Source organism: Salinicola sp. RZ23, assembly GCF_003206675.1.
Classification (GTDB): domain Bacteria; phylum Pseudomonadota; class Gammaproteobacteria; order Pseudomonadales; family Halomonadaceae; genus Salinicola; species Salinicola endophyticus.
On sequence record NZ_PZJK01000006.1, the window covers coordinates 132,914 to 157,398 of the forward strand.

The 24,485-nt window shown below is 66.5% G+C and carries 19 protein-coding genes; 11 read left to right on the forward strand and 8 right to left on the reverse strand.

Annotation, left to right across the window (positions count from 1 at the left end; all coding sequences use genetic code 11):
* Positions 1–5: 5 nt before the first annotated feature.
* The 4 genes from DOM67_RS05465 to DOM67_RS05480 all read right to left on the reverse strand — a co-directional run bounded on the left by DOM67_RS05465 (position 6) and on the right by DOM67_RS05480 (position 5,209).
* Positions 6–953, reverse strand: coding sequence for a cyclodeaminase (locus DOM67_RS05465; RefSeq protein WP_110674651.1), 948 nt, complete (start codon positions 951–953; stop codon positions 6–8).
* Between the two features lie 36 nt (positions 954–989).
* On the reverse strand, positions 990–1,976 hold the full coding sequence (gene eutB / locus DOM67_RS05470) for a hydroxyectoine utilization dehydratase EutB (RefSeq protein ID WP_110674652.1): 987 nt from the start codon (positions 1,974–1,976) through the stop codon (positions 990–992).
* A gap of 157 nt (positions 1,977–2,133) precedes the next feature.
* On the reverse strand, positions 2,134–3,534 hold the full coding sequence (locus DOM67_RS05475; RefSeq protein ID WP_110674653.1) for an aminotransferase: 1,401 nt from the start codon (positions 3,532–3,534) through the stop codon (positions 2,134–2,136).
* Between the two features lie 211 nt (positions 3,535–3,745).
* The gene (locus DOM67_RS05480; RefSeq protein WP_110674654.1) at positions 3,746–5,209 is read right to left on the reverse strand and encodes an NAD-dependent succinate-semialdehyde dehydrogenase; all 1,464 of its coding nucleotides are present in this window, start codon (positions 5,207–5,209) and stop codon (positions 3,746–3,748) included.
* Between the two features lie 407 nt (positions 5,210–5,616).
* On the opposite strand from DOM67_RS05480, the gene DOM67_RS05485 reads away from it, so the two are divergent.
* From DOM67_RS05485 to DOM67_RS05500, 4 genes are all read left to right on the forward strand, one after another.
* On the forward strand, positions 5,617–6,711 hold the full coding sequence (locus DOM67_RS05485) for an aromatic ring-hydroxylating dioxygenase subunit alpha (RefSeq protein WP_110674655.1): 1,095 nt from the start codon (positions 5,617–5,619) through the stop codon (positions 6,709–6,711).
* A 13-nt stretch (positions 6,712–6,724) separates the two neighbouring features.
* Entirely contained in the window at positions 6,725–7,444 is a 720-nt protein-coding gene (locus DOM67_RS05490) for a GntR family transcriptional regulator (protein ID WP_110674656.1), read from the forward strand.
* A gap of 28 nt (positions 7,445–7,472) precedes the next feature.
* Positions 7,473–8,483: a PDR/VanB family oxidoreductase gene (locus tag DOM67_RS05495; RefSeq protein WP_110674657.1), complete on the forward strand. Its 1,011-nt coding sequence runs from the start codon at positions 7,473–7,475 to the stop codon at positions 8,481–8,483.
* A gap of 76 nt (positions 8,484–8,559) precedes the next feature.
* Positions 8,560–9,948, forward strand: coding sequence for an MFS transporter (locus DOM67_RS05500; protein ID WP_110674658.1), 1,389 nt, complete (start codon positions 8,560–8,562; stop codon positions 9,946–9,948).
* 154 nt (positions 9,949–10,102) lie between these two features.
* On the opposite strand, the gene DOM67_RS05505 is transcribed toward DOM67_RS05500, so the two are convergent.
* The 3 genes from DOM67_RS05505 to doeA form a co-directional block, all read right to left on the reverse strand.
* Positions 10,103–10,576: an Lrp/AsnC family transcriptional regulator gene (locus tag DOM67_RS05505; protein WP_110674659.1), complete on the reverse strand. Its 474-nt coding sequence runs from the start codon at positions 10,574–10,576 to the stop codon at positions 10,103–10,105.
* Entirely contained in the window at positions 10,573–11,598 is a 1,026-nt protein-coding gene (gene doeB / locus DOM67_RS05510; protein WP_110674660.1) for a N(2)-acetyl-L-2,4-diaminobutanoate deacetylase DoeB, read from the reverse strand. The genes DOM67_RS05505 and doeB overlap by 4 nt, the downstream gene beginning before the upstream one ends.
* 161 nt (positions 11,599–11,759) lie before the next feature.
* Entirely contained in the window at positions 11,760–12,959 is a 1,200-nt protein-coding gene (doeA, locus tag DOM67_RS05515; RefSeq protein WP_110674661.1) for an ectoine hydrolase DoeA, read from the reverse strand.
* 199 nt (positions 12,960–13,158) lie between these two features.
* Here doeA and DOM67_RS05520 point away from each other — a divergent pair, with 199 nt between their 5' ends.
* The 6 genes from DOM67_RS05520 to DOM67_RS05545 all read left to right on the forward strand — a co-directional run bounded on the left by DOM67_RS05520 (position 13,159) and on the right by DOM67_RS05545 (position 21,020).
* Complete coding sequence (locus DOM67_RS05520) at positions 13,159–14,565, forward strand: PLP-dependent aminotransferase family protein (RefSeq protein ID WP_110674662.1); 1,407 nt, start codon at positions 13,159–13,161, stop codon at positions 14,563–14,565.
* Positions 14,566–15,015: 450 nt separating this feature from the next.
* Positions 15,016–16,314 (forward strand): MFS transporter, encoded by a 1,299-nt coding sequence (locus DOM67_RS05525; protein ID WP_110674663.1) that lies wholly within the window; start codon positions 15,016–15,018, stop codon positions 16,312–16,314.
* A gap of 471 nt (positions 16,315–16,785) precedes the next feature.
* Entirely contained in the window at positions 16,786–17,721 is a 936-nt protein-coding gene (locus tag DOM67_RS05530; RefSeq protein ID WP_110674664.1) for a glyoxylate/hydroxypyruvate reductase A, read from the forward strand.
* A 194-nt stretch (positions 17,722–17,915) separates the two neighbouring features.
* Positions 17,916–19,199 (forward strand): MFS transporter, encoded by a 1,284-nt coding sequence (locus DOM67_RS05535; protein WP_110674771.1) that lies wholly within the window; start codon positions 17,916–17,918, stop codon positions 19,197–19,199.
* Positions 19,200–19,317: 118 nt separating this feature from the next.
* Positions 19,318–20,007 carry a hypothetical protein gene (locus tag DOM67_RS05540; RefSeq protein ID WP_110674665.1) on the forward strand — a complete coding sequence of 230 codons (690 nt, stop codon included), beginning with the start codon at positions 19,318–19,320 and terminating at the stop codon, positions 20,005–20,007.
* Positions 20,008–20,093: 86 nt separating this feature from the next.
* Complete coding sequence (locus DOM67_RS05545; RefSeq protein ID WP_110674666.1) at positions 20,094–21,020, forward strand: lysine exporter LysO family protein; 927 nt, start codon at positions 20,094–20,096, stop codon at positions 21,018–21,020.
* 139 nt (positions 21,021–21,159) lie between these two features.
* Here DOM67_RS05545 and DOM67_RS05550 read toward each other — a convergent pair whose 3' ends face one another.
* Entirely contained in the window at positions 21,160–22,749 is a 1,590-nt protein-coding gene (locus DOM67_RS05550) for a carbohydrate porin (RefSeq protein ID WP_110674667.1), read from the reverse strand.
* 466 nt (positions 22,750–23,215) lie between these two features.
* Between DOM67_RS05550 and DOM67_RS05555 the strand changes: the two genes are divergently transcribed.
* On the forward strand, positions 23,216–24,481 hold the full coding sequence (locus DOM67_RS05555) for an ABC transporter substrate-binding protein (protein ID WP_110674668.1): 1,266 nt from the start codon (positions 23,216–23,218) through the stop codon (positions 24,479–24,481).
* Positions 24,482–24,485 lie beyond the last annotated feature (4 nt).

The window sequence follows — 24,485 nt, forward strand, 5'->3', positions numbered from 1 at the left end:
CCTGCTCACGGCGTCAGCCGAGACAGCGCAAAGCCGGCGATGGCGGTGTCCTGCACCCCGGTGCCGGTGAGGTCGCAGACGGTGATGGCGCGGGCGTCCCGGCGCGGCGACTGGCCGCCGGCGATCACCTGGCCCAGCTCATGCACCGTGAACGGCGGGCGATGGCCGGCATAGACCTTGAGTTCGCCATTGTGCTCGCTCTGGGCCTGGGTATCGGCGACGAAGACGTCGGCACGCTCCAGCACCGAGGAGTCGAGTTCGCGCTTTTCGGGGCTGTCCGATCCCATCGCCGTGACATGCACGCCCTCGCGCAGGTGTTCCCCGGAGAGCAGCGGCTCGCGCGACGGCGTGGTGGTGACGATGATGTCCGCTTCGCGGCAGGTGTTGCCGATCTCGGTGTGCACCGCCACGCTCAGCCCGTAGGTCTCCTGCATCCGCGCCGCATAGGCTTCGGCCTTGGCGATGTCGCGGGCCCAGACGTCGAGCGTCTCGATGTCGCGCACCAGCCTGAGCGCGGCGACCTGCAGCTCCGCCTGCAGCCCGGCGCCGAGCACGGTAACGCGGCGGCTGTCGCGCCGCGAGAGATGCTTGGCGGCGATGGCGCCGGCCAGCGCAGTCCGGATGTCGGTGAGATAGCCTTCGTCGAACAGCACTGCCTCGACCAGCCCGGTCTTGGCCGAGAACACGATCATCAGCCCGTTGAGGCTTGGCAGACCCAGCTTGGGATTGTCGAAGAAGCCGGGGCTGACCTTGATCGCGAAGCGCGAATTGCCCTGGATATGGGCGGTCTTGACGTCGACCTCGCCGTTGGACTCTGCGATCGCCATCGACAGGATCGGCGGCTGGACCACGTTACCTTCACCCAGCGCACGAAAGCCGGCTTCGACCGCCTCCAGGGCGGCATGATCGAGCGTGACGACGTTCTCTATCTGCTCGCGGTTGTAGAGCTCCATAGGGATGTCTCCTGCGTCCATTCACGTGAATTCGTATCAGCGCGGCGGATAGTCGATCAGGGTTCTCGCCCGCATCAGCGTCTCTGCGTCCACGCCGTTGCCCGAGACGATCAGCGCCACCTTCTGGCCGCGGATGTCGAGGGCGTGCTCCTCGATCGCGGCGAGCCCCACCACGGCAGCCCCCTCGACCAGCATCTTCTCCTGCTCGAAGAAGTGCAGCATGGCGCGGGCAATCGCCGGCTCCGAGACCCGGTAGTGATCGTCCATCACCTCGCGCACCAGCGCGAAGGTGCAGCGGTTGTCGAGCCCGATCCCGCCCCCGAGCGAGTCGGCGAGCGAGGCTTCTTCCTCGACCTCGACCGGCCTGCCCGCGGCCAGGCTATCGAGCATCGCCGCGCCTTTCTGCATGCTCACGCCGGTCACCTGGACCTCGGGGTGGATGCCTTTGACCGCGCGCCCGATACCGCCGAGCAGCCCACCACCGGAGAGCCCGATCAGCACGCGGTCGAGATCCGGCAGGTCCTCCATCAGCTCGAGCCCGATGGTGCCCTGGCCGGCCACGATCAGCGGGTCATCGAAGGGCTCGATCAGCGCCATGCCCGCCTCGGCGACCAGACGCCGCGCCTCGACGAAGGCATCGTCCTGGGAGCGCCCGATCACCCGCGCCTCCGCCCCCAACGCTTCGATGGCGGCGACCTTGTTGGCCGGCACCAGCTCGGAGAGGCAGATCACAGCCCGTGCGCCGAGTCGCCGGGCCGCCCACGCCACCGCCCGGCCATGATTGCCGGTGGAGGCCGTGGTGACACCGCGTTCGAGCTGATCCGGCGACAGCGAGGCGATCTTGTTGAGCGCGCCACGCAGCTTGAATGCGCCGCTCGGTTGCAGCGTCTCGAGTTTGAGATAGATCTCGGCATCGAAGCGCGCCGATAGGGTCTGGGAGAGGATCAGCGGCGTGCGTGCCGCCTGCCCGGCGAGTCGCTGGCGGGCCAGGTAGATATCGTGCAGGGTGACGGGGTCGGACATACAGGCTCCCGAGGCGATCATGCCAAAAGCGGCAGAGCTTTCACCCTGCCGCAGGCGCGTGCCGGTATCAATGCGCGTCGCGGTATGCCACCGCGACGCCGGGGCACATCTCTCTAGATCACCCCTTCAGCGCAGCGCTTCGGATCGGCTCTTTAGTTCACCCCTGCAGATCGCCGCTGCGCGTCAGCTCGTCGGTCACCTTGTCGATGGCACGCTTGGCGCGGGCGATCACCTCGTCGACCTGGCCGCGGTCGATCACCAGCGGCGGCGCGAAGCCAAGGATGTCGCCGTTGGGCATGGCACGGGCGATCAGGTTCTCCTCGAGTGCCGCCGCCGCGACCCGCGGGCCGACCTTGAGCGCCGGATCGAAGGGGGTGTAGGCGCCTTTCTTCGGCGCGAATTCCAGCGCCGCCATCAGCCCCTGGCCGCGCACGTCGCCCACCAGCGGGTGCTCGCCGAAGGTCTTGGCCAGCTGGGCGTTGAAGTAGGCGCCGGTCTCGGCGGCGTTGCCGACCAGATTCTCGCGCTCGATGATGTCCAGGTTGGCCATCGCCGCCGCCGCGCCCAGCGGGTGCCCGGAGTAGGTCCAGCCGTGGCCGATCGGGCCGTACTCGCCGGTGCCCTGCTCCAGCGCTTGCCAGACCCGTTCGCCGACGATCACCCCGGAAAGCGGCTGATAGGCGCTGGTCAGCCCCTTGGCGATGGTCACCAGATCCGGCTGGATGCCGTAGTGCTGGAAGCCGAACTCGCTGCCCAGGCGCCCGAAGCCACTGACGACTTCGTCCGCAATCAGCAGGATTTCGTGGCGCTCGAGCACCGCCTGGATTGCGTCCCAGTAGCCCTCCGGCGGCGGAATGATGCCGCCGGTGCCGAGTACCGGCTCGCCGATGAAAGCGCCCACGGTCTCCGGACCCTCGCGCTGGATCAGCGCCTCCAGCTGCTCGGCGCAGTAGGCGGAGAACTCGCGTTCGCTCATCTCGCCCCGCGGCCGGCGGTAATAATACGGCGCCTCGGTGTGCAGCACGCCCTCGATCGGCAGATCGAAGTGCTGATGGAAGGCGGGCAGCCCGGTGAGCGAACCGGCGGCAATGCTGGAGCCGTGATAGCCGCGCTGGCGCGAGATGATCTTCTTCTTCTGCGGCCGGCCAGTGACATTGTGGTAGTAGCGCACCAGCTTGATCTGGGTCTCGTTGGCATCGCTGCCGGAGAGTCCGTAGTAGACCTTGTTGAGGCCGTGGCCGGCGAGCTTGGCGATACGCTCGGAGAGCGCGATCAGCGGCTCGTTGGAGTGGCCGACATAGGTGTGGTAGTAGGCGAGTTCCTTGGCCTGGGCGTAGATGGCCTCGGCGATCTCGCTGCGCCCGTAGCCGATGTTGACGCAGTAGAGCCCGGCAAAGGCGTCGATCATCTCACGCCCGTCGCGGTCGACGATGGAGATCCCCTGGCCACCGGTGATGATACGCCCCGGCGCATCGCCATGGGCGTAGTCGCGCAGATGGGTGGAGGCGTGAAAGACGTGGCGACGATCGTTGTCGATCAGGCTACGCGTATCGGTCATGACGTTTTCCTTGCTGAAGGCGGAACCACCACCGCGACTGTCGATGGTGTTTGATGGTGGTTCCCGGCGGGCGCAGCGGTCACCGTGACCCTTGTGTGATACCCGCGTGATAAAGCTATGCGACGCTGATGATACGGCGCGACACCGCTCATGCGACAGCGCTTGGGCGCCAGACGAGCCGGCGAAGCGCCGTCAGCGATTCAGCGTTGGCTCAAGAAGAACTGGCCGAGGGCATATTACCCAGACAGTAATACTTGGTGTCGAGATACTCCTCGAGCCCCTGGGCGCCGCCCTCGCGGCCGAGTCCGGACTGCTTGATGCCGCCGAAGGGGATCGGCGCGCCGGTCATCTTGACGCTGTTGACGCTGACCATGCCGTACTCCAGCCCGCGCATCAGTTTCCAGATGCGGCGCACGTCATGGGTGTAGACGTAGGCGGCGAGACCGTACTCGGTGTCGTTGGCCAGCCGGATCACCTCGTCGTCGCTATCGAACACGCCGATACCCGCCACCGGCGAGAAGGTCTCCTCGCGGAACACGCGCATCTCCGGGGTGATATCGGCGAGCAGCGTGGGGACGAAGAAGTTGGCCCCCGGTGCCGAGCGCTCGCCGCCGAGCTTGCGCGCACCGCGGCGCACCCCATCCTCGACGATGCCCTGGGCCATCTCCACCGCACGGCGATGGATCAGCGGGCCGATATCGCACTCGTCGAGCCCGTTGCCCACGCTGAGCGCTTCCATGTGCGCGACGAAGCGCTCGATGAAGGCGTCGTAGATACCGCGCTGGACGAAGATGCGGTTGGCGGCGAGGCAGTCCTGCCCGGCGGTCTGGAACTTGGCCGCCACGGCTTCCTTGGCCGCGGCGTCCGGGTCCATGTCGTCGCAGACGATGAAGGGCGCGTTGCCGCCCAGCTCCAGCGACATGCGCTTGACGCTCGACGAACTCTGGCGCATCAGCAGCTTGCCCACCCGGGTCGAGCCGGTGAACGAGATGTTGCGGATGCGGTTGTCGCTGCACAGCACCTCGGAGACCGTCGCCGGGTCACCCGTGACCACGTTGAACACCCCGGCCGGAATGCCCGCCCGCTCGGCCAGCTCGGCCAGCGCCAGCGCCGAGTAAGGGGTTTCGTTGGCCGGCTTGACGATCACCGGACAGCCCGCAGCCAGCGCTGCCCCGGCCTTGCGCGTGATCATCGCCAGCGGGAAGTTCCACGGCGTGAACATCGCCGACACGCCCACCGGCTCCTTGAGCGTACCCAGGGCCGCATCGGGGATATGGCTGGGGATGGTCATGCCGTAGGCGCGCTTGGCCTCCTCGGCGAACCACTGGATGAAACTGGCGCCATAGTCGACCTCACCGCGGGCATCCTTGAGCGGTTTGCCCTGCTCGCGGGTCATCAGATAGGCGAGGTCCTCCTTGTGCTCGTGCAGCAGGCGGTACCAGTGGTTGAGCTTCTCGGCGCGCACATTGACGTTGAGCGCCCGCCAGGCGGCGAAGGCCCCCTCGGCGGCGGTCACGGTGGCGGTGATCTGGGCGGCTTCCAGCAGGGCGCAGTGGCCCAGGGTCTCGCCGGTGGCGGGGTCGACCACCGCCTCCTCGCGACCCTCGCTGCCATGGGTCCACTTGCCGTCGACATAGGCGTACTGACGGAAAAGACGCGGGTCGTTGAGTTTCATGCTGTCGCCTCCTGCGGCGCTGAGGGCGTAACGGTCAGGCGGCACCCGAGAAGAGATCCCCTCCGGCGCTGCCGAGTGCCCCCAGCTTAGGGGTTAGCGCGTGCAGAAACTTTTTGTCCCGCCGCCCTGACACTTGCGCTTTTTTTCGAAAGCGCCGCGGTAACTTGCGGTTTTTTCGGCGCGATGGACGTGCGCCACGACGGACACTCCGCTGTATACACGCATTCCTGATATCTACATCTTTTGGCTAAAAAACGCACAAAATCGTCGCCAAAAAGAGGACTCAGGCGTATTCATGTATACACGCCGTGCCATTCACCCCCGATTTCCTGACCGGCCACCCGCGCCCTGACCACCGCGCGAGCCGCCGACCGACGTCACGGCGTGAACCCGAGAGGAGATGACCCATGTCCAACCGTGGCTATCCGTTGAACGCCTGGTACGCCGCCGCCTGGGGCCATGAGATCCAGCACCGGCTCACGCCGCGTACGCTGTGCGAAACCGACCTGGTGCTCTATCGCAGAAGCGACGGCCAGATCGCCGCGCTGCAGGACGCCTGCTGGCACCGCCTGCTGCCGCTGTCGCTGGGCCGCCTGGATGGCGACAGCGTGGTGTGCGGCTATCACGGCCTGGCCTTCGACCCCCATGGCCGCTGTACCCACATGCCGTCGCAGGAGACGATCAACCCCGCCGCCTGCGTGCGCAGCTTCCCGGTGGCCGAGCGCCACGCCCTGGTGTGGGTGTGGATGGGAGACCCGGCCCAGGCCGACACCGCCACCATCCCCGATTTCCACTGGAACGCCGACCCCGCTCTGGCCGGCCGCGGCGGCACCTTCTACAGCCTGCAGTGCGAATACCGACTGGTGATCGACAACCTGCTCGACCTCACCCACGAGACCTTCGTCCACGCCGGCAGTATCGGCCACGACTCGATCACCCGCGCCCCCTTCGACGTCACCCACGACGAGCGCAGTGTCACCGTCCAGCGCTGGATGCTCGACGGCGATGCCCCGCCCTTCTGGGCCCGCCAGCTGGGCCGCGACGTGCCGGTGGATCGCTGGCACAACATCCACTTCGAGGCGCCCTCGACCATCATCGGCGATGTCGGCGTGGCCGAAGCCGGCACCGGCGCGCCGCAGGGAGACCGCTCCCGCGGCGTGACCGGCTACTTCCTGGCGGCGCTGACGCCGGAGACCGCCACCAGCTGCCACTACTTCTGGAATTTCGTCCGCGATCACCATATCGACGATCCCAACTGGACCGAGTACCTGCACTACGCCCACGTCAACGACGGCCAGGGGGTCTACGACCAGGACAAGGCGGTGCTCCAGGCACAGCAGATCGCGGTCTCGAAGTACGACCGCCCGCCTTTCTACAACCTCAACATCGACGCCGGCGCGATGTGGGCGCGGCGCATCATCGATCGCCTGATCGCCGCGGAGGAGACGCCACCCGCCGGCGAGCAGACGTCGACGCCCAGCGTCTTCGCGCGCCAGGCCTGAGGACGCGACCACCATGCGCCAATCGCTGAAAGCGCTACTGACCCTGCGCAACTGGATTCTCGACGGCACCCTGAGCGCCGGCGAGCGTCTGTGGGAGCCGACGCTGGCGACTCGACTCATGGTCTCGCGCACGCCGCTGCGCGAGGCCCTGGTCCGCCTCGAACACGAGGGGCTGGTCGAGGCCGCCGAGCGCGGCGGCTATGCGGTGCGCGGCTTCTCCCCCGACTACCTCAAGCAGACGATCGAGATCCGCGGCACCCTGGAAGGGCTGGCCGCACGTCAGGCGGCCGAGGCGCGCCACCCGGCGTCACGCCTGGCCCCCCTGCACCGGCTGGTGGAGCACATCGACACCATCGTCTCCCAGGCGCAGCTCGACGAGGAGGCGCTGAATCGCTATGTCACGCTCAACGGCGAATTCCACCAGCATCTGCTCGCCCTTGCCGAGAGCATGGCGCTGAGCGAGGCGCTGGAGCGCATCGGCAATCTGCCCTTCGCCTCACCCAGCGCCTTCGTCATGAGCTACGCCCACTCCGCCTCCGCCCACCGCATCCTGTTCATCGCCAACGATCAGCACCGCTGTCTGGTCGACGCCCTCGCCGCCGGTGAGGGCGCGCGGGCCGAGCAGATCGCCCGCGAGCACGCGCGCATCGCCCAGCGCAACCTGGACAGCGCCCTCGCCCATCCCGCCGGGCTGGATGCCGTCAGTGGCGGTGCGCTGATCCGTCAACCATGATTCCGCCGCGTGCGGCCAGGAGAGTCCCATGAACCCTCGCAGCCTGCCTTCGGTCCACACCCCGCCCCGCTGGGAGCCGGCCACCCTCGCGCGCTGTCACGACCTGGGCAGCGACGTGCGCCTGTTCGAGGTGCGCCCGGACAGCGGCGCGACCGCGCCCTACACCCCGGGTAGCCATCTGCCGCTGCAGCTCGAATTCGATGGCCACCCCCAGACCCGCCACTACTCGCTGCTCGAGGAGGCCGGCGACGCCGGCGTCTACCGCTTCGCGGTCAAGCGTCTGGTCCATAGCCGCGGTGGCAGCGAGCACCTGTGGCAGCTCGCCCCCGGTGACAAACTGACCATCGCCGGGCCGGCCAACCACTTCCCGCTGTCGTTCGCCAACCCCGAATATCTGCTGATCGCCGGCGGTATCGGCATCACCCCGCTCTACGGCATGGCGCTGGCGCTCCACCGCGCCGGCAAGCGCCTGCGCCTGATCTATGTCTCCCGGGACAGTGCCCGCGAGCACTTCGCGACCGCGCTCTCGGCGCTGGGCGCGGCGCTGGAGGTGTACCCGGATTCGGCCAGCGCGGCCCCGGCGATCCAACGCGCGGTGGCCACACTCGACCCGGCCGGAGAGGCCTATCTCTGCGGCCCGGCGGGCCTGCGCCGGCATGTACGCGCGCTGTGGGAAGCCGAGGCGCGGCCGCCGTGGGCGCTGCGCTACGAAACCTTCGCCAACGGCGGCGAGCGCCCGGAGGAGACGTTCGAGGTCAGCGTGCGCAATCTCGGGATCAGCTTCGAGGTGCCGCCCCACCGTTCACTGCTGGAGTCGCTGATCGACCACGACATCGAGGCGCTCTACGACTGCCAGCGCGGCGAGTGCGGCCTGTGCGCGGTCGATGTGGTCAGCCACGAGGGCAGCATCGACCACCGCGACGTCTACTTCAGCGCCCGCCAGCACGCCGCCGACGACAAGCTGTGTACCTGCGTCTCGCGCATCGCCGGCCACGGCCGCGTGGTGATCGATACCCGCCGTCAGGGTATCCGCGACTGACGCACGCCCTTGGCAGANNTTCTGCCAAGGGCGTTCTGCCAAAGGCGCGCTGAAAAGAGATAAAGAGGAGTAGGGCATGACACCGGACACCGCCGCTGACATCGACCCGCGCAAGCTGCTCGACGAAGCCCCGATGAGCCGCGCCCAGGTTCTGGCCGTGGCGACCACGGTCGCGCTCAATGCGCTGGATGGCTTCGACGTGCTGGCGATCAGTTTCGCCGCACCGGGTATCGTCGCCGAGTGGGGGATCAACCGCGCCGAGCTCGGCGTGGTGCTGGCGATGGAGCTGATCGGCATGGCCCTGGGCTCGATCCTGCTCGGCGGAGTGACCGATCGTATCGGCCGGCGCCCGGTCAACCTCGGCTGCCTGCTGCTGATGGCGCTCGGCATGCTGATGGCAGCGCGCGCCGGCAGCGTGGCGGAGCTGGGCGCCTGGCGCGTGCTCACCGGGGTCGGCATCGGCGGCATGCTCGCCTCGATCAACGCCACCGCCGCCGAGTACGCCAACCACAAGAGCCGCAACCTGTGCGTCTCGCTGATGGCGATCGGCTATCCACTGGGCGCCATCGTCGGCGGCACCATCGCCGCTCAGCTGCTGCGGCTGTTCGACTGGCGCGCGGTGTTCTACTTCGGCGCCCTGGTGACCGCACTGATGATCCCGCTCACCGCCTGGCTGCTGCGCGAGACCGTGCCCTATCTGTGCCAGCGCCGCCCCGCCGGGGCGCTCGACAAGATCAACCGCGAACTGCGTCGTCTCGGCCACGCCACGGTGGCGCGGCTACCGACACCACCGGCCCGGAGCGGTGGCGACTCGCCGCTGGCGCTGTTCGGTCCCGGCTTGATCCGCGTCACCCTGCTGCTGACGCTGGCCTACTTCATGCACATCGCCACCTTCTACTTCATCCTCAAGTGGGTGCCACAGATCGTCGTCGGCATGGGGTTCGACCCCGCCAACGCCGCCGGCGTGCTGGTCTGGGCCAATATCGGCGGCGCCCTGGGCGGTGCCCTGCTGGGGCTGCTCGGGCGCCATCTGCCGATCCATCGCCTCACCATAGCCGCGCTCTGCCTGTCGGTGATCATGGTGACCCTGTTCGGCCACGGTGCCGACTCGCTGGCCGGCATCTCGCTGCTGGTCGCGGTGACCGGCTTCTGCACCAACGCCGGCGTGGTCGGTCTCTACGCGCTCTTCGCCCAGCGCTTCCCGACCGCCCAGCGCGCCTCGGGCACCGGCTTCGCGATCGGCGTCGGCCGCGGCGGTGCGGCGCTGTCGCCGATCGTGGTCGGGGTGCTGTTCACCCTCGATCTCGACCTGCAGGCGGTGGCGATCGTCATGGCCCTGGGGGCCGCGGTCGCCGCGGTGGCGGTGCTGCTGCTCGGCCCTGAGCCGGGTCAGACCGAGCAGCGCCGAACCCAAGAAGAGAATACCTCCCACACCCGGCTCACGCCGGATAGCCAGAGCGGATAGACGGTGCCCCCCCCGCCGCTGTCGTCCCGGATGCTCTTACTAACGCCCAGACGCAGAAAACCCGGCATATGCCGGGTTCTTCTGATGTGAACGACACACCTGGCAAACCGGTGAGAGGGGCGGAGCTGGCATCCAAACTCAGGAAGCCTTCCCCTCAGCCCTCGGGGTCGGGCAGTACCGGCGGCCCGTGGCGCTTGACCGTCTTGGTGACGATATAGGTGAAGTAGCGCTCGATGCCGAGATCCGACACCAGCCAGGCATCGATCAGCCGCTGGTAGGCGTCGATGCTCTCCAGCTCGATCTTGACCAGGTAATCCATGCCGCCGCCGATGGCGAAGCACTCGGCCACGGCGTCGCTCTCTTCGACCAGACGCTCGAAGCGCGCGAAGCTCTCGGCGTTGTGCTGCTTGAGTTCGATCTGGACCCACACCGGGGTCAGCTTGACCAGCACGTCGGTGTCGATCCGGGCACTGTAGCCGCGGATGACACCCGCCTTCTCGAGCCGCTTGACCCGCTCCCAGCAGGGGCTGACGGAGAGGTTGATCGCCTCCGCCAGGCGCGACTTGGTGATACGCCCGTCGCGGCTCAGGATCGCCAGGATCTTGAGATCGTAGCGGTCGAGTTTCACGCTCTCTCCAACGACTGCACCACCTCGGCGACCACCGCGATGGTGTCGCCCATGCCGACCTTGGCCGGGAAGCGCCGAGCGATCAGCACGCCATCGCGCTGGGCGCGATACTCGACCGGCTCGGTACCGGTGCGGGTCATGTCATAGACCCGCGCCAGCACGTCGCCCTGCTCGACCATCTCCCCCAGCGACACCGAAAGCTCGAGCAGACCGGCGTGCTCGCTCTGCACATAGCAGCTGGCATCGGGCATATCGACATAGATCATCGGCTCGTCGGAGGTCTCCAGCTCACCCTCGACCAGGCCATAGTGGATCAGGAAGTTGCGCACGCCGCGCTCGCTGATGGCCAGGCTGGTCGGGGTCGAGGTACCGCCACCGCCGAGCTCGGTAGTGACGAAGGTCTTGCCCTGGGACTCCACCGCCGTGTCGTAGAGCCGAGTGGCGTCGAGCTCGAACATCATCATCGCGTAGGGCGCGCCGAAGGCTACCGCACCGCCCAGGCTGGCACGCTCCTGCTCCAGATCGTCGAGGCGGTGGGCGGCAGCGAAGGGCACGATATCCAGGGTGCGGCCACCGGAGTGCAGGTCGAGCGCGACGTCGCACATCGGCACCAGCACGCGGGTGAAGTAGTCGGCGATCTGGCTGGTCACGCTGCCGTCGGGGTCGCCGGGGAAGCTGCGGTTGAGGTTGCCACCGTCCAGCGGCGAGGTCCGCTTGCCGGCTTCCGCCGCCGGCACGTTCATCATCGGCACGATGATCACCCGGCCGCGCACGTCACCCGCCTTGAGGGTGTTGGCGAGCTTCATCAGCGCGGTGATGCCTTCGTACTCGTCGCCATGGTTGCCGCCGGTGAGCAGCGCCGTCGGCCCTTCGCCGTTGGCGACCACGGTGATCGGGATCATCACCGCACCCCAGGCGGACTCGTCCACCGAGATCGGCAGCTTGAGAAAACCGTGCTGCACGCCCTGGGCGTCGAAGTCGACGCTGGCGCTGATCGGACTGGGACGCAGGGATGCGGGCATGCTAACTCTCCTCACTGAAACGGGTGGCGCGTCCTCGGCGCCTGGCCGCTGAACGCATCCTTGAAAGATGACATTTCGTACAGAACCTCAGACCGCGCCGACACGATCCTGGTTGACGAAACGCTGCCGAAGACAAGCGGTTCGGCGAAAGATCGGCGCGTCTATTTGACGAACAGCTGTCGCGGAAACTCGCACAGCGGCTCGGCGCCCTTCTCGGTGATCAGGATACTCTCGGTGATCTCCAGGCCCCAGTCGTCCATCCACATGCCCGGCATGAAGTGGAACGTCATGCCCGGCTCGAGGATCGTCTCGTCGGAGGGGCGCAGACTCATGGTGCGCTCGCCCCAGTCCGGCGGATAGCTGATGCCGATGGGATAGCCACAGCGCGCGCCGCCGCGGTCGAAGCCGTACTTGTCCATCGCCGCGCCCAGCGCCAGCGCAATGTCGGCACAGCGATTGCCGGGCTTGGCCACTGCGAGGCCGTTCTCGATCCCCTCGAGCAGCGCAGACTCGCCGCGCAGGAACTCCTTGGGCGGCGTGCCCAGGAAGACCGTCCGCGACAGCGGCGCGTGGTAGCGTTTGTAGCAGCCGGCAATCTCGAAGAAGGTGCCCTCACCGCGGCGGAAAGGGGTGTCGTCCCAGGTCAGGTGAGGTGCGGCGGCGTCGCTGCCGGTGGGCAGCAGCGGCACGATGGCAGGATAATCGCCGCCATGCACCACGCCGTTGGGGTCGGTCCAGCCCTCGGTGCCGACGCGGTAGATCTCGGAGACCAACTTGCTCTTGGCCAGGCCCGGCTCGATCATCTCCAGGATGCGCGAGTGCATGCCCTCGACGATGCGTGCCGCCACGCGCATGTAGGCGACCTCCTGCGGCGACTTGATCGCACGACACCAGTTGACCAGTGCAGTGGCATCGCTCAGTTGGGCGTGGGGCAGCTCCTTGACCAGGCTGGTGTAAGCCCGCGCCGAGAAGTAGTAGTTGTCCATCTCCAGGCCGATGCTGCCGGTATGCCAGCCGTACTCCGGCAGCACCGACTGGGCCAGATACTCCATCGGATGCATGTCCGGGTTCTGCACGTAGTAGTCCGGGTAGTAGCGCACCCGCTCCTCGTGCATCCAGCAGGTACGCCAGGCGCCATTGGCATCCTGACGCCGGCCGTACCATACCGGCTCCCCCTCCAGCCCCACCAGCACGCACTGATGGACATAGAACGACCAGCCGTCGTAGCCGGTCAGCCAGGCCATGTTGGAGGGGTCGCTGACGATCAGCACATCGAGGCCACGATTGGCCATCGACACGCGCACTTTATGCAAACGGCTGGCGTACTCTTCACGCGAAAAAGGCAGGGAAACCTGGAACATGGAGCCACTCGACTAACGGGACCGAATTATCAGGACGCAGGCTGCCAGCGCGCCGAGCACCGGCCTGTCCTACCGCTTGCCGACCGGATGTGAAATTGTCATGATCAAATCTCGAAAAAATCAGGACAATTATCGGTCAATGCATCAAGGACGATAGTAGCATCGTCGCGCGTCCTGGCGTCAAAGGCTTTATTGCATCATGACAATCGACCTCACACCCTATATTTCGACCCAGGGTCCGAAGTACCTGGCCATCGCCCGCGCCCTCGCCGAGGCGCTGCGCCAAGGGGTTCTCTCCCCGGGTACCCGACTGCCCACCCACCGCGAGCTGGCAGAGACACTCGGGGTCAGCGTGCAAACCGTATCCCGGGCCTACGAGCAGGCGGAGAAGAGTGGTCTGGTGCAGGCCAGGGTCGGCAGCGGTACCTGGATCCGCGATACCGAAGGTGATGCCGAGAGCGAGTTCCTGCGCGCACCGGCCACCCTCGCCGACGACAGCCTGATCGATCTCTCGATCGCCCATCCGGTATGCCTGCCGTCGCACCATCTGCGCTTCCGCGAAGCGCTGGCAGAGCTGGCACGTACCGCCCACGCCGACGTGATCGGCGCCTGCCGTCCGATCGCCGGCTTGATCCACCAGCGCGAGCGCGCCGATGCCTGGCTCCGTGAGCGCCTAGGAGTACCCGGCGAGGTAGAGGAGCGGCTGCTCTGCAACGGTGCCGCCCACGGCCTGATGCTGGCGATCGCCACCGTGGTCCAGCACGGCGACGTGGTGCTCACCGAGTCGCTCACCGACCACGGCCTGATCTCGCTGGCGCGCACCCTCGGTTTCCAGCTGCGTGGGGTCGCCATCGACCGCCAGGGCGTGATCCCCGAAGCCCTGGAAGCAGCCATCGTGCGCCACCGCCCGCGGGCGGTATGCCTCACCCCGACCCAGCTCAACCCGACCGGCGCGACCATGGAGAACACCCGGCGTGACGCCGTCGCCCGGGTGCTCGAACGCCACGGCGTCTGGCTGATCGAGGATGACGTCCACGCCCTGCTCGAACCGCACGGACTGACCCCGCTCACCGCGCGCCTGCCGCTGCAGAGCTTCCATGTCACCAGCCTGACCAAGGCCACCGTGCCCGGACTGCGCGCCGGCTATCTCAGCGTGCCCCGCGGGCAGATGCACCACACCCTGCCGCGCCTGCGTGCCACCAGCTGGATGGCGACACCGCTGGTGTTCGAGCTGGCCGACTACTGGCTCGCCAACGGGATGATCGACACGCTGGCCCATGAGCAGCGCCAGCTACTCGCCGAGCGCCAGTCGCTGACCGCCCGCCGCCTGGCCGGCCACACCCTCGACGCGCGCCCCAGCAGCCTGCACGCCTGGATCGCGCTGCCGTCGCCATGGCGCGCCGAGGAGCTCAAGCAGCAGGCGCGCCAGGAGGGCGTGGCGATCACCACCGCGCAGCCGTTCCTGGTCGAGCAGACACCGGCGCCGCAGCGCGTGCGTCTCAGCCTCGGCGCCGAGAGCGACCTGGGGCGGCTCGCCAACGCCCTCGATATACTCGCCCGGCTGATCGGCGAAGCGCCGCCGCCGATGCTGGAAATCGTCTACTGAACCGATTGCCGGTCGGCCTCATCCTCGGGGGGCTTTCCGATTGCCGGAATCGAGACATTGACGATCTTGATGATGCTGACTTTTATGATGTAACGGATCGTTTCCTCTACGGCCTTCGCAGCACACGCGACATGCCATCTGGGGCTGAGTGATCTTCAGCGAAGCCTGTGCGCTGATCACCGGAAGCGTCGGCGTGATCGGCTGACTCGGCACACAAGCCTGGACGCTTGGGCTTTTCAGGGAACTGAATTTTCTCAGTAACCAACTGTCACATTGTCATGTTCGGCCGGGCAACCGATACCGCGATGTGAAGTGAGGGATAGGGAGTCAGCGATGTGAAGTCAAGACATGCGCAGACGCCCAATACCCCTCAGGGAAACCGAGCTTCCCCCTGTGCCGGCTGCAACTATCAGGCCCTGTCCAATATGCCGGGGCCAGAAGGAGGAAGACATGGCCATACCAACTCAACACGCCTCCCCATCAAGTGGCGCATCAAGCTTTCGCTGGGTCATCGTTGCAATGCTCGCCGCGATCATCCTTATCAACTATATCGATCGCTCGGCAATCTCCTACGCCATCGGACCGATGTCGAAAGAGCTGAACCTCAGCGATGCGCAGCAGGGCATGATCCTGGGCGCCTTCGGGATCGGATACGCCGTCACGACTCTCTTGGGCGGCATTCTGGTCGACCGGTTCGGTGCGCGCATCGTTCTGGCGGTCTCGGTTGTCGCCTGGGCGGTGGCAACCGCCCTGGTCGGCCTGGCCAGCAGTTTTCTTCTCATCCTTGTCGCGCGCGCTGCGCTCGGCCTGGCCGAAGGGCCGATGTTTCCCGGGCAGACCGGTGCCATTGCGAACTGGCTATCGGGACGGGAGCGCGGTCGCGCCCTCGGTTATTCGCTCGTCGCGGTGCCTATCTCGCTGGCGATTGGTGCCCCAATCGTCTCCTATCTCACCGCGATCACGGGCTGGCGCGAGATGTTCATCCTGCTCGGCGCCATCAGCCTTCTATGGATGCCGTTGTGGTGGGTGCTGTTCCGCAACCATCCCGAAGACAGCAGCAGGGTGAATGCCGGCGAAATCGCCGTCATCGCGGATCAGGAAACGCAGACGCCAGACGATAATGCCGTCGACGCCACGCGCGAGCGCACCAGTTGGGCCAAGTTATTGACCAACGGCACGCTGATGGCGAACAACTGGGCGTTCTTCGTGTTCGGCTACTTTCTGTTCTTCTTCATGTCATGGCTGCCGGGTTATCTGGAACACACTTTCAAACTGTCGATCACCAGCGTTGGCTGGTTCTCTGTCGCCCCCTGGCTTGCCGCTGCCTTTGCGCTGATTCTGCTCAGCAATCTGTCGGATACGCTCTTGCGGCGCACCGGTAAGCTGCGCATTGCCCGAAGCTATCTGATTGCCGCCACCCAAGGTCTTGCCGCGCTGGTGATCCTGCCGGTCGCCTTCACCGACAACCTGACACTTGCGCTGATCCTGATCACCATTGCCGTCGCCGCGTCCATGGGCGCGAACGCGGCATTTTACGCGGTCAATATCGACGTCGCCCGTGACCGTTCCGCCACGTCACTCGGAATCATGGATTTCGGCTTCGCGATCTCCGGTTTCCTGGCTCCGGCCCTGACCGGCTGGATCGTGGGGCAGAGCGGCGGCTTCGCCGAGGCGTTCATGCTGATGTCGGCTCTGGCGGCCTCTTCCGTGATCATCACGCTACTCTTCCACCGTCCAGACAAGGCATAGGGTGGGTAAAGGGACACCCCGCGCCCGACATCGGGCGCGGGACAAGAGGGAAAAAATCAGGTCAACAGGGGCTGAAAAAGGTGACGACTATTGAACTGCCACCGAACGGTCAGCCAGCGGTAACCGTCGGCTTCTGTCTGGGGCGCTGACACTTATCCATCCTACCGAGCCGCTGGGCTCACTCTTTTTCAGCATCGCTGTCGGGCGCTGCCTGCGCACGGTGAGCGCGAGCGTACGAGCTGGGCAAAATTATTGACGCTCGGCACGCTTCTGGCAGACTACTTGGCGTTATTGGTGTTCGGCTACTTCCTGATTTTCTTCCAATGACGGGATTGCCGGGTTATCCGAAACGCACTGTCCCACTGTCGATCACCAGCGTCGGATGTCTTTCCGTCTCCCCCTGGCTTGCCACTGCCGCAGACCTGGTCCTGACCAGCGATCTGAGTCCCCCCACTTCGCCCAGGAGGCAACATGCAGGTACTGATCTACCATCAGGATGCCGCCCAGTGGCGAGAGGTGCTCGCCAAGCGTCTACCCGAAGCCGAGTTCCACCTGGGCGCCGAGCACGGCAATCCCCAGGTCGACTATCTGGTAGCGTGGAAGCCTCCGGTGACGCTGCTCGAAGAGCAGCGCGGGCTGCGCGGCATTGTCAATCTCGGCGCCGGGGTCGATGCCCTGCTCAACAACCCCGCGCTGCCGCGGGAAATTCCCATCGTCAAGCTGCGCGACGCCGGCATGGGTGAACTGATCGGCGACTACGTGCGCTACGGCGTGCTCCACTTCCAGCGCGACTTCGACCGCTACCAGCGCCAGCAGCGCTCGCGAACCTGGCGCGAGGTCACGGTGGTCGACAAGGCCGAGTGGGGCATCGGCATCCTCGGGCTGGGCGCAATCGGCACCCGCGTGGCCCAGATGCTGGCCGCCGACGGCTATCCCGTGCACGGCTGGAGTCGCTCGCCCAAGCAGCTCGAGGGCATCGTCTGCCACCATGGCACTGCCGGCCTCGAAGCCCTGCTCGGTCAGGTCATGACGCTGGTGACGCTGCTGCCGGATACCCCGGCTACCCGCCAACTGATCGACCGCGACACCCTGGCCAGGCTGCCCGCGGGGGCCAGCCTGATCAACCCCGGCCGCGGTACCCTGATCGATGAAGCCGCCCTGTTCAATGCCCTCGGCAGCGGCGACGCCGACGACGACGCCCATCTGCGCGGGGCGCTTCTCGACGCCTTCCCGCAGGAGCCGCTGCCGGCGTACAGCCCGCTGTGGCGCCATCCACGGATTCTGATCACGCCACACATGGCCGGCCCCACCCCGATCGGCGCCGCCGCCGACCAGGTCGCCGAAGCGCTGGGACGCCTCTCCCGCGGTGAAGCGATCGAGACCATCGACCCCAGCGCCGGCTACTGAACGTATTCACCGACGACACCGTACACGTCGATAGCGGCGCGGATGAATCCGACCGCCGTGAGGGACTTCACGCTCGGGCGGGTCTCATCCACACTGCGGGGAGCGCCCCTCGGGCAGGCTGCGGCCGAGCCCCGATGCGCCGATCAGCCCCCCCGGGCCAGACGTGGTCCACGAGCGCCAGCGAGGTGAACAAGATGAGAGAGGTCTCCAGCACCAGCTTCGCCGTTTTTGGTGCCGTGCTCATCGCCATCAGCTATGGGTTGGCACGTTTTGCCTTCGGCCTTTTCGTGCCACAGATCCGAGACGACCTGGCTCTCACGACCTATACGATCGGGATAATCGGCGCGTTGCCGCTGGTGAGTTTCCTGCTCTCCACCGGCTTCGCCCCTGTCCTGGCCAACCGCCTGGGCGCACGCTATTCGGCAATGATCTCGGCAAGCTTCGGCGTTGCCGGGCTGGCGCTCATCAGCCAGGCGGCGAGCGCCATGACCCTAGGTATCGGCGTCTTTTCCTGCGGTATCTGCACCGGGTTGATGATGCCCGCGCTGACGACCGGCATGCAGGCACTCGTCAAGCGCACCCTGCATGCACGGGTCAGCTCGTTCATGAACGCGGGCACCAGTATCGGCATCATGGTTGCCGTGCCCACGGTGATTTTCATGACCGGCGCCTGGCGCACGGCCTATCTCTCTTTCACCGCACTGGCCATCGTCGGGCTGTGTGCCACCTGGTTTTTCCTGCCCTCGGTGTCACGGCTGACGCCTGCCAACGCGGCCCCACCGCCGCCGCTCGGTGAGCTCCCCTGGTCGCGACTGATCCGCGTCTCGCTGTTCGCGTTCTTGATGGGCTTCGTCTCATCGGCATACTGGATCTTCGCCCCCGATCTGGTGATCACGCTCGGCGGCGTTTCGGCAGGCGCCACCGGCTGGCTCTGGTTCGCGGTGGGCGTGGCGGGCCTGGGCGGCGCCGTCGTCGCCGATCTCGCCGACCGCAACAACCCGCCGATCACCCAGGCGTTGATGCTGATGATGCTCTCCACCAGCATGCTACTGCTGGCGGCCAACCCGGCGCAGCCCGGGCTGACGCTCTTTTCGGCCCTGATCTTCGGCCTCTCCTACATGAGCTTGACCGGGCTCTATCTGATGACCGGTATCCGCCTGCTGCCGGGACGCCTGTCGGCGGGCCCGGTACTCCCCTTCATGGCCGTGGCGCTGGGCCAGGCGACGGGCTCACCGGTGATCGGGCGATTGATCGATCTGTTCGACTACACCTATGCCTTCTCGCTCATCGCCGCGCTGGGTATCGTCGTGGCGATCCTCTCGCCCTTCTACCCCGGCTATATCGCTCAGGCCCAGGAGGAGCCCGAGGAGGAGGCCGGCCTGCAGGGCGCCTACGACTATCAGCTCCAGGACGAGGAGGGCCATCCCCTGGAGGAAGCGTCGGAGGACCCGCTGGAGGAGGCCCAGCACTCTGCGTGATCGCAGGCGCCGCGCCGGGAGCGAGCGCGGCAGCTTCGCTGCCACCTGCCTGCGGCGCGCGTGAACCTTTCGCCAAAATCGGTATCAACAGAACCTAGCCTCTAGCCTGGGTCAGACGATGCCCTATCTCACCTCGATGCTGCTGTCACTCGCACTGTTGCTGCTCAGCGCTACCACGGCGCTGGCCCAAAGTGCGCCAACGCCCTTCGTGGCCCATTACCGCCTGGCCATCAGCGGCTGGCCGGATGCCACCATCACCCACCGCCTGAGCCGGCACGGCAGCGTGTGGGAGAGCACGATGCAGGCCAGCCTCAAGATCGCCCACGGCGAGGAGCGCGGGCGCTTCGCCGTGGAGGGCGATGACGTGCAGGCCATCGACTACACCTCCGGCTACTCGCTGCTGGGGATCGGCGATGACTACCACCTGAACGCCGACCAGCTCAAGCGTCTGCCGGACCGCCAGACTGCGCTGTTCGAACTCGCGCGCACGGCCCCCGAAGCGCGCTGCCGCAGCGATCAGGTGTCGCCCTGCCAGCTCACCTATCAAGACCACAAGGGACGCGACAAGACGCTCTACTATCGGGTGACCGGCGTGGGAGAGGTCACCACGCCGGCCGGCAAGTTCCCGGGGGTCAGCGTCGACACCTGGGATGCCGACCCGGACAAGCGTGGCCGCCATCTGTTCCTGACCTTCGACCGCGACGTGCCCGGCCTGCTGCTGGCCAGCCGCTATGTGCGCGACGGCGAACAGCGCAGTCAGCTCAGCCTGCTCGATGTCAGTTTCCCGCGCGATAAGGGAGTTGAATGACCTAGCGTCTCGAATTACAGTTTCGACTCTTCAACGGGCGCCCCAACAGGGCGCCCGTTTTCATTGCTCATCTCGCCGAGGTCGCCATGCTGCTGGGCTTGCTGTGGATACTCTTGCCGCTGATCGTCGGCTACCTGATACCGGTTCGGCACGCCGGCCTGCGCCGCGGCATCGACCGCGGCGTGAGCGCCTCGGTCTACGTCATCCTGCTGCTGATGGGCATCAGCCTGGGCGGGATGGAGAACCTGCTGGGGCAGCTCTCGACCATCGGCGCCACCGCGGCCACCCTGTTCCTGGTGATCTCGCCGCTCAATCTGCTCGCCCTGTGGTGGCTGTCGCGGCGGCCAATGGCACGGGTCGAGCGCATCGCCGGCGACGATGCCGCGCCACTCGGCAAGTGGCAGGCGATGAAGGGCTCGGTGCTGCTGTGCGCCGTGGTCGCGGTCGGCGTACTGCTCGGCGCGGGCATGCGCCTGCTCGGCTGGCACCCGGCGGCCCAGGCCGAGACCCTGGCCACCTGGACGCTCTACGCTCTGCTCGGCCTGATCGGCTGCCAGCTGCGCAATTCGGGGCTGGGGCTGCGACAGATCCTGCTCAACCGGCTGGGGCTGGCGATCGCCGGGATGGTACTGGTGAGTTCGCTGCTCGCCGGACTGCTTGCGGCGCCGCTGCTGGCGCTGCCCTGGAACCAGGGCATGGCGCTGGCCGCAGGCTTCGGCTGGTACTCGCTCTCGGGGATTCTGATCGGCGACCAGATCGGCCCGGTGCTGGGCGGGGCGGCCTTCTTCAACGATCTGGCCCGGGAGCTGCTCGCCTTTCTGCTGGTGCCACTGTTCATCCGCGGCGCGGTGCCGCTGGCGATCGGCTACAGCGGCGCCACAGCGATGGACTTCACCCTGCCGGTGATTCAGAAGCACGGCGGCATCGCCTGCGTGCCGGTGGCCATCGTCAGCGGCTTTCTGCTCTCGCTGCTCTCACCGCCGCTGATCCTGCTGCTGCTCTCCTTCACCTGACGCCGCACGACCTTTCGCCTGCCAGCGTCATCCGGCACCACGGCGCCTGAAAGGCGACGCCCCGCCGATCACGATCGGCGGGGCGTCGGGTCATGCGGCCCGCCGCTGACGGCGGGCTCGAGCCAGGTCGGCTTGCGACCTAGAACCACACCTCCATCTGCGTACCGAAGGTCCACTGCCCGCCGGTGAAGTTGTCCTTGCCCAGGGCATCGTCACCCGCGAATTTATTGAGTTCGCTGTCCCAGTCGCTGTAGCTGGCGAAAAGACGAATCTCCGGACGCTGCCAGAAGCCACCCACCTGGGGCTTGAAGGTCGGCGCCAGGGTAAAGCGGGTGTAGCCCCCCTCCACCGCATTGCGACCCTTGTAGCCCTTGGGATCGAGATCCATCCACTGATAGCTGGCTTCGTATTGCATCTCGAAGTTCTGGGTCAGCTCGTTGGCGAAGCGCACGTTGAAGGTCGCCCAGTCGTAGCTGTCGCCGTTGGCGTAGCGGTCGTCGCTGGTCTGGGCCAGCACCGCGGGGGCCAGGCGCCAGCTCGGCGCCACGTAGGTGGTGCCGTAGAGCGCCAGCCGCGTGGTCTTGGCGTCTTTGGTCAGGTTGCCATCGGAGCCCAGCGCCTTGACCTCGGCCCCCAACCCTTCGCCGTGAAGCAACGCGGCGACAGTGTTGCCGTCACTGACCCCGAAGAAGCTGTCACCGTGATAAGCGAGCATGCCATGGAAACCGTGGTCGGCCGCCCTGGCGCGGCTGCCGGTGTCGCGCTCGTCGTTGTCGTTGGCGGAGAGGCCGCTGAGCATCCACTGGAACGGGCCGACGTAGTTGTTGGTGGAAAGAATCAGGGCGTCGGTGCTGCCGGTCAGATCCGGGTTGTCGCTGGTGACCACGGGGAAGTCGCTGAAGCTGCGCCCGTAGAGCGTCAGGTTGGTGCTCCAGTCGTCGTTGACCGCCACGTCGTAGACACCGGCGCCGGTACCGGCAAGGAAGATGACGTCACTGTCGAGCCAGTGGATATCGAAGTTGTTGCGATCGAAACGCTTGCCGGCCCAGATCTTGGCGTTCTCGAAGGGACCGGTGAAGCTGGGCAGATCGCTGAACTCGACGAACGCCTGGCGCACGTTGAGCTGCGACTCGTCGGCGGTCCAGTCGTTGCTGGTGGTGGTGCTGTCCGCCAGCATGATGCGGTAGAGCGACTTGGCACCGTTATCGAAGGTCTGGTTGTAGCTGAGCACGGTCTCGACATAGGTGTCCGGCTCGTTGCCCAGACGCCCCACCGCGCCACCGGTGGCCCCCGCCGGGGTCAGGTAGGGGCCGCCGGGGGCGCTCTTGCCATCATCACCGAGCAGCAGCCCGGAGCGCGCATAGACACTCAGCGAGAGGCCGTCGTCACCCTGCTCGGCCGCCTCGGCGCTGCGGTTCTCGGTCTGGCTCTCGACCGCGGCGAGACGCGTATCGAGGGACTGATCCTCGAGCGAATCGAGTTTCTGCTCGGCCAGGTTGGCGCGCTGCTCGGCGGTAGCCGCGCGCTGTTCGGCCGCCGCCACCCTGGCTTCGAGCGCCGCCAGGCGCGCTTCCAGGCTCTGGTTCGACTGCGCCTGCGCCGAGGAGACGGCGCCCAGTGAGGCCAGCGCCACACCGATGGCGAGCCCGGTCTTGCGAAATCCCGGTGTCGCCCGGCGCGGGCGGCATAGCCGAGAACCTTCGATCACATCGATCGCTGATCTGGACATGACATGCTCCTGTTGTGGTTGTTGTCGTCCCCTCGCCCGCCGGACGCCCCACCGCCTGCGCGTTGGGGCGTCGCGTCGCTCTCCACCGGTCCCATCCCGAGCCCCCTGCTCTGACCACGGGATGGCGGTGTCAGCGAGTCGTGACGCAAGGCGGAACTTAAACGTTTAAGAGCTGCCTGAAAACATCGACGAAAGGCGCTTTGACCAAGGTCTAACGCCCTCGTCCCGGGGCATCACGAGCGCTCGGCGCGCTTCTGCACTCAGCCCTCGCCAACGCCCTTTACAACCAAAGTCCGGGTTGAGCCGGCGCGAGCAAGTGGCATAACTTGGCCAGGAACTTAAACGATTAAGACAACGACCGGATAGCTCCCCAGATGCGTCGCATCCGGTCGTGAACCTCGGGCGCACGGCGATAACCCGACGATAGTCGCCCACAACAACAACCGGCACTCCCCAGGAGCCCAGGATGAAAACACGTTCTCTGCTAATGCTGGCGACCACACTGACCGTCGCGGGCCAGGTCCAGGCCGCCGATCTCACCATCTCCTGCGGCGCGGTCGGCGCCGAGCTTACGCTGTGCAAGGAGGGCGTCGCGCGCTGGGAGGCACAGAGCGGCCACAGCGTCGAGGTGGTATCGACCCCCAACTCGGCCACCGAGCGGCTGTCGCTCTATCAGCAGATCCTCAACGCGCGCTCCGGTGACATCGACGTGTTCCAGATCGACGTGGTGTGGCCAGGCATGCTCGCGCCGCACCTGATCGACCTCAACGAATACCTGCCCAAGGGCACCACCGACGACTTCTTCGAGGCCATCGTCGACAACAACACCGTCGATGGTCGGCTGGTGGCGATGCCGTGGTTCACCGATGCCGGGGTGCTCTACTACCGCAAGGATCTGCTCGAGAAATATGGCCTTGAGGTGCCCACCACCTGGGAGCAGTTGACCGAAGAGGCGCGAACCGTCCAGGCCGGCGAGCGCCAGGCCGGGCACAAGGATTTCTGGGGTTTCGTGTTCCAGGGGCGCGCCTACGAGGGGCTGACGGTGGACGCCCTGGAGTGGATCGCCAGCTATCCCGATGGCGGCACCATCGTCAACGATGCCGGCGACATCACCGTCGACAATCCGCAGGCGGCCAAGGCGCTGACCCTGGCGGCGAGCTGGATCGGCGATATCTCACCCCAAGGGGTGCTCAACTACACCGAGGAGGAGTCACGCGGGGTGTTCCAGTCGGGCAATGCGCTGTTCATGCGCAACTGGCCCTACGCCTGGGATCTGGTGCAGTCCGAGCAGAGCGATATCCGCGACAAGGTCGGCGTGGTGGCACTGCCCGCCGGTGGCGCCGATGGCCACAGCGCGGCCGTGCTCGGCGGCTGGAACCTGGCAGTCTCGCGCTACAGCGAGCACCCGCAGATGGCCGCCGATCTGGTCGCCTTTCTGACCTCTCCCGCAGAGCAGAAGCGCCGCGCCATCGAAGGCTCCTACAACCCGACCCTGCCGGCACTCTACAAGGACAAGGAGGTGCTCGCTGCGGTGCCCTTCTTCGGCACCCTCTACACCACCTTCACCTCGGCGATTCCACGCCCCTCGGCGGTGACCGGCGACAAGTATCCGCGGGTCTCCAACGCCTTCTTCAACACCGTGCATGAAGTGCTCTCCGGCAAGATCGGCGCGGCCCAAGGTCTGGCATCACTGCAGAGCGAACTCGAGCGCATCAAGCGGCGCCGCTGGTAAGCGG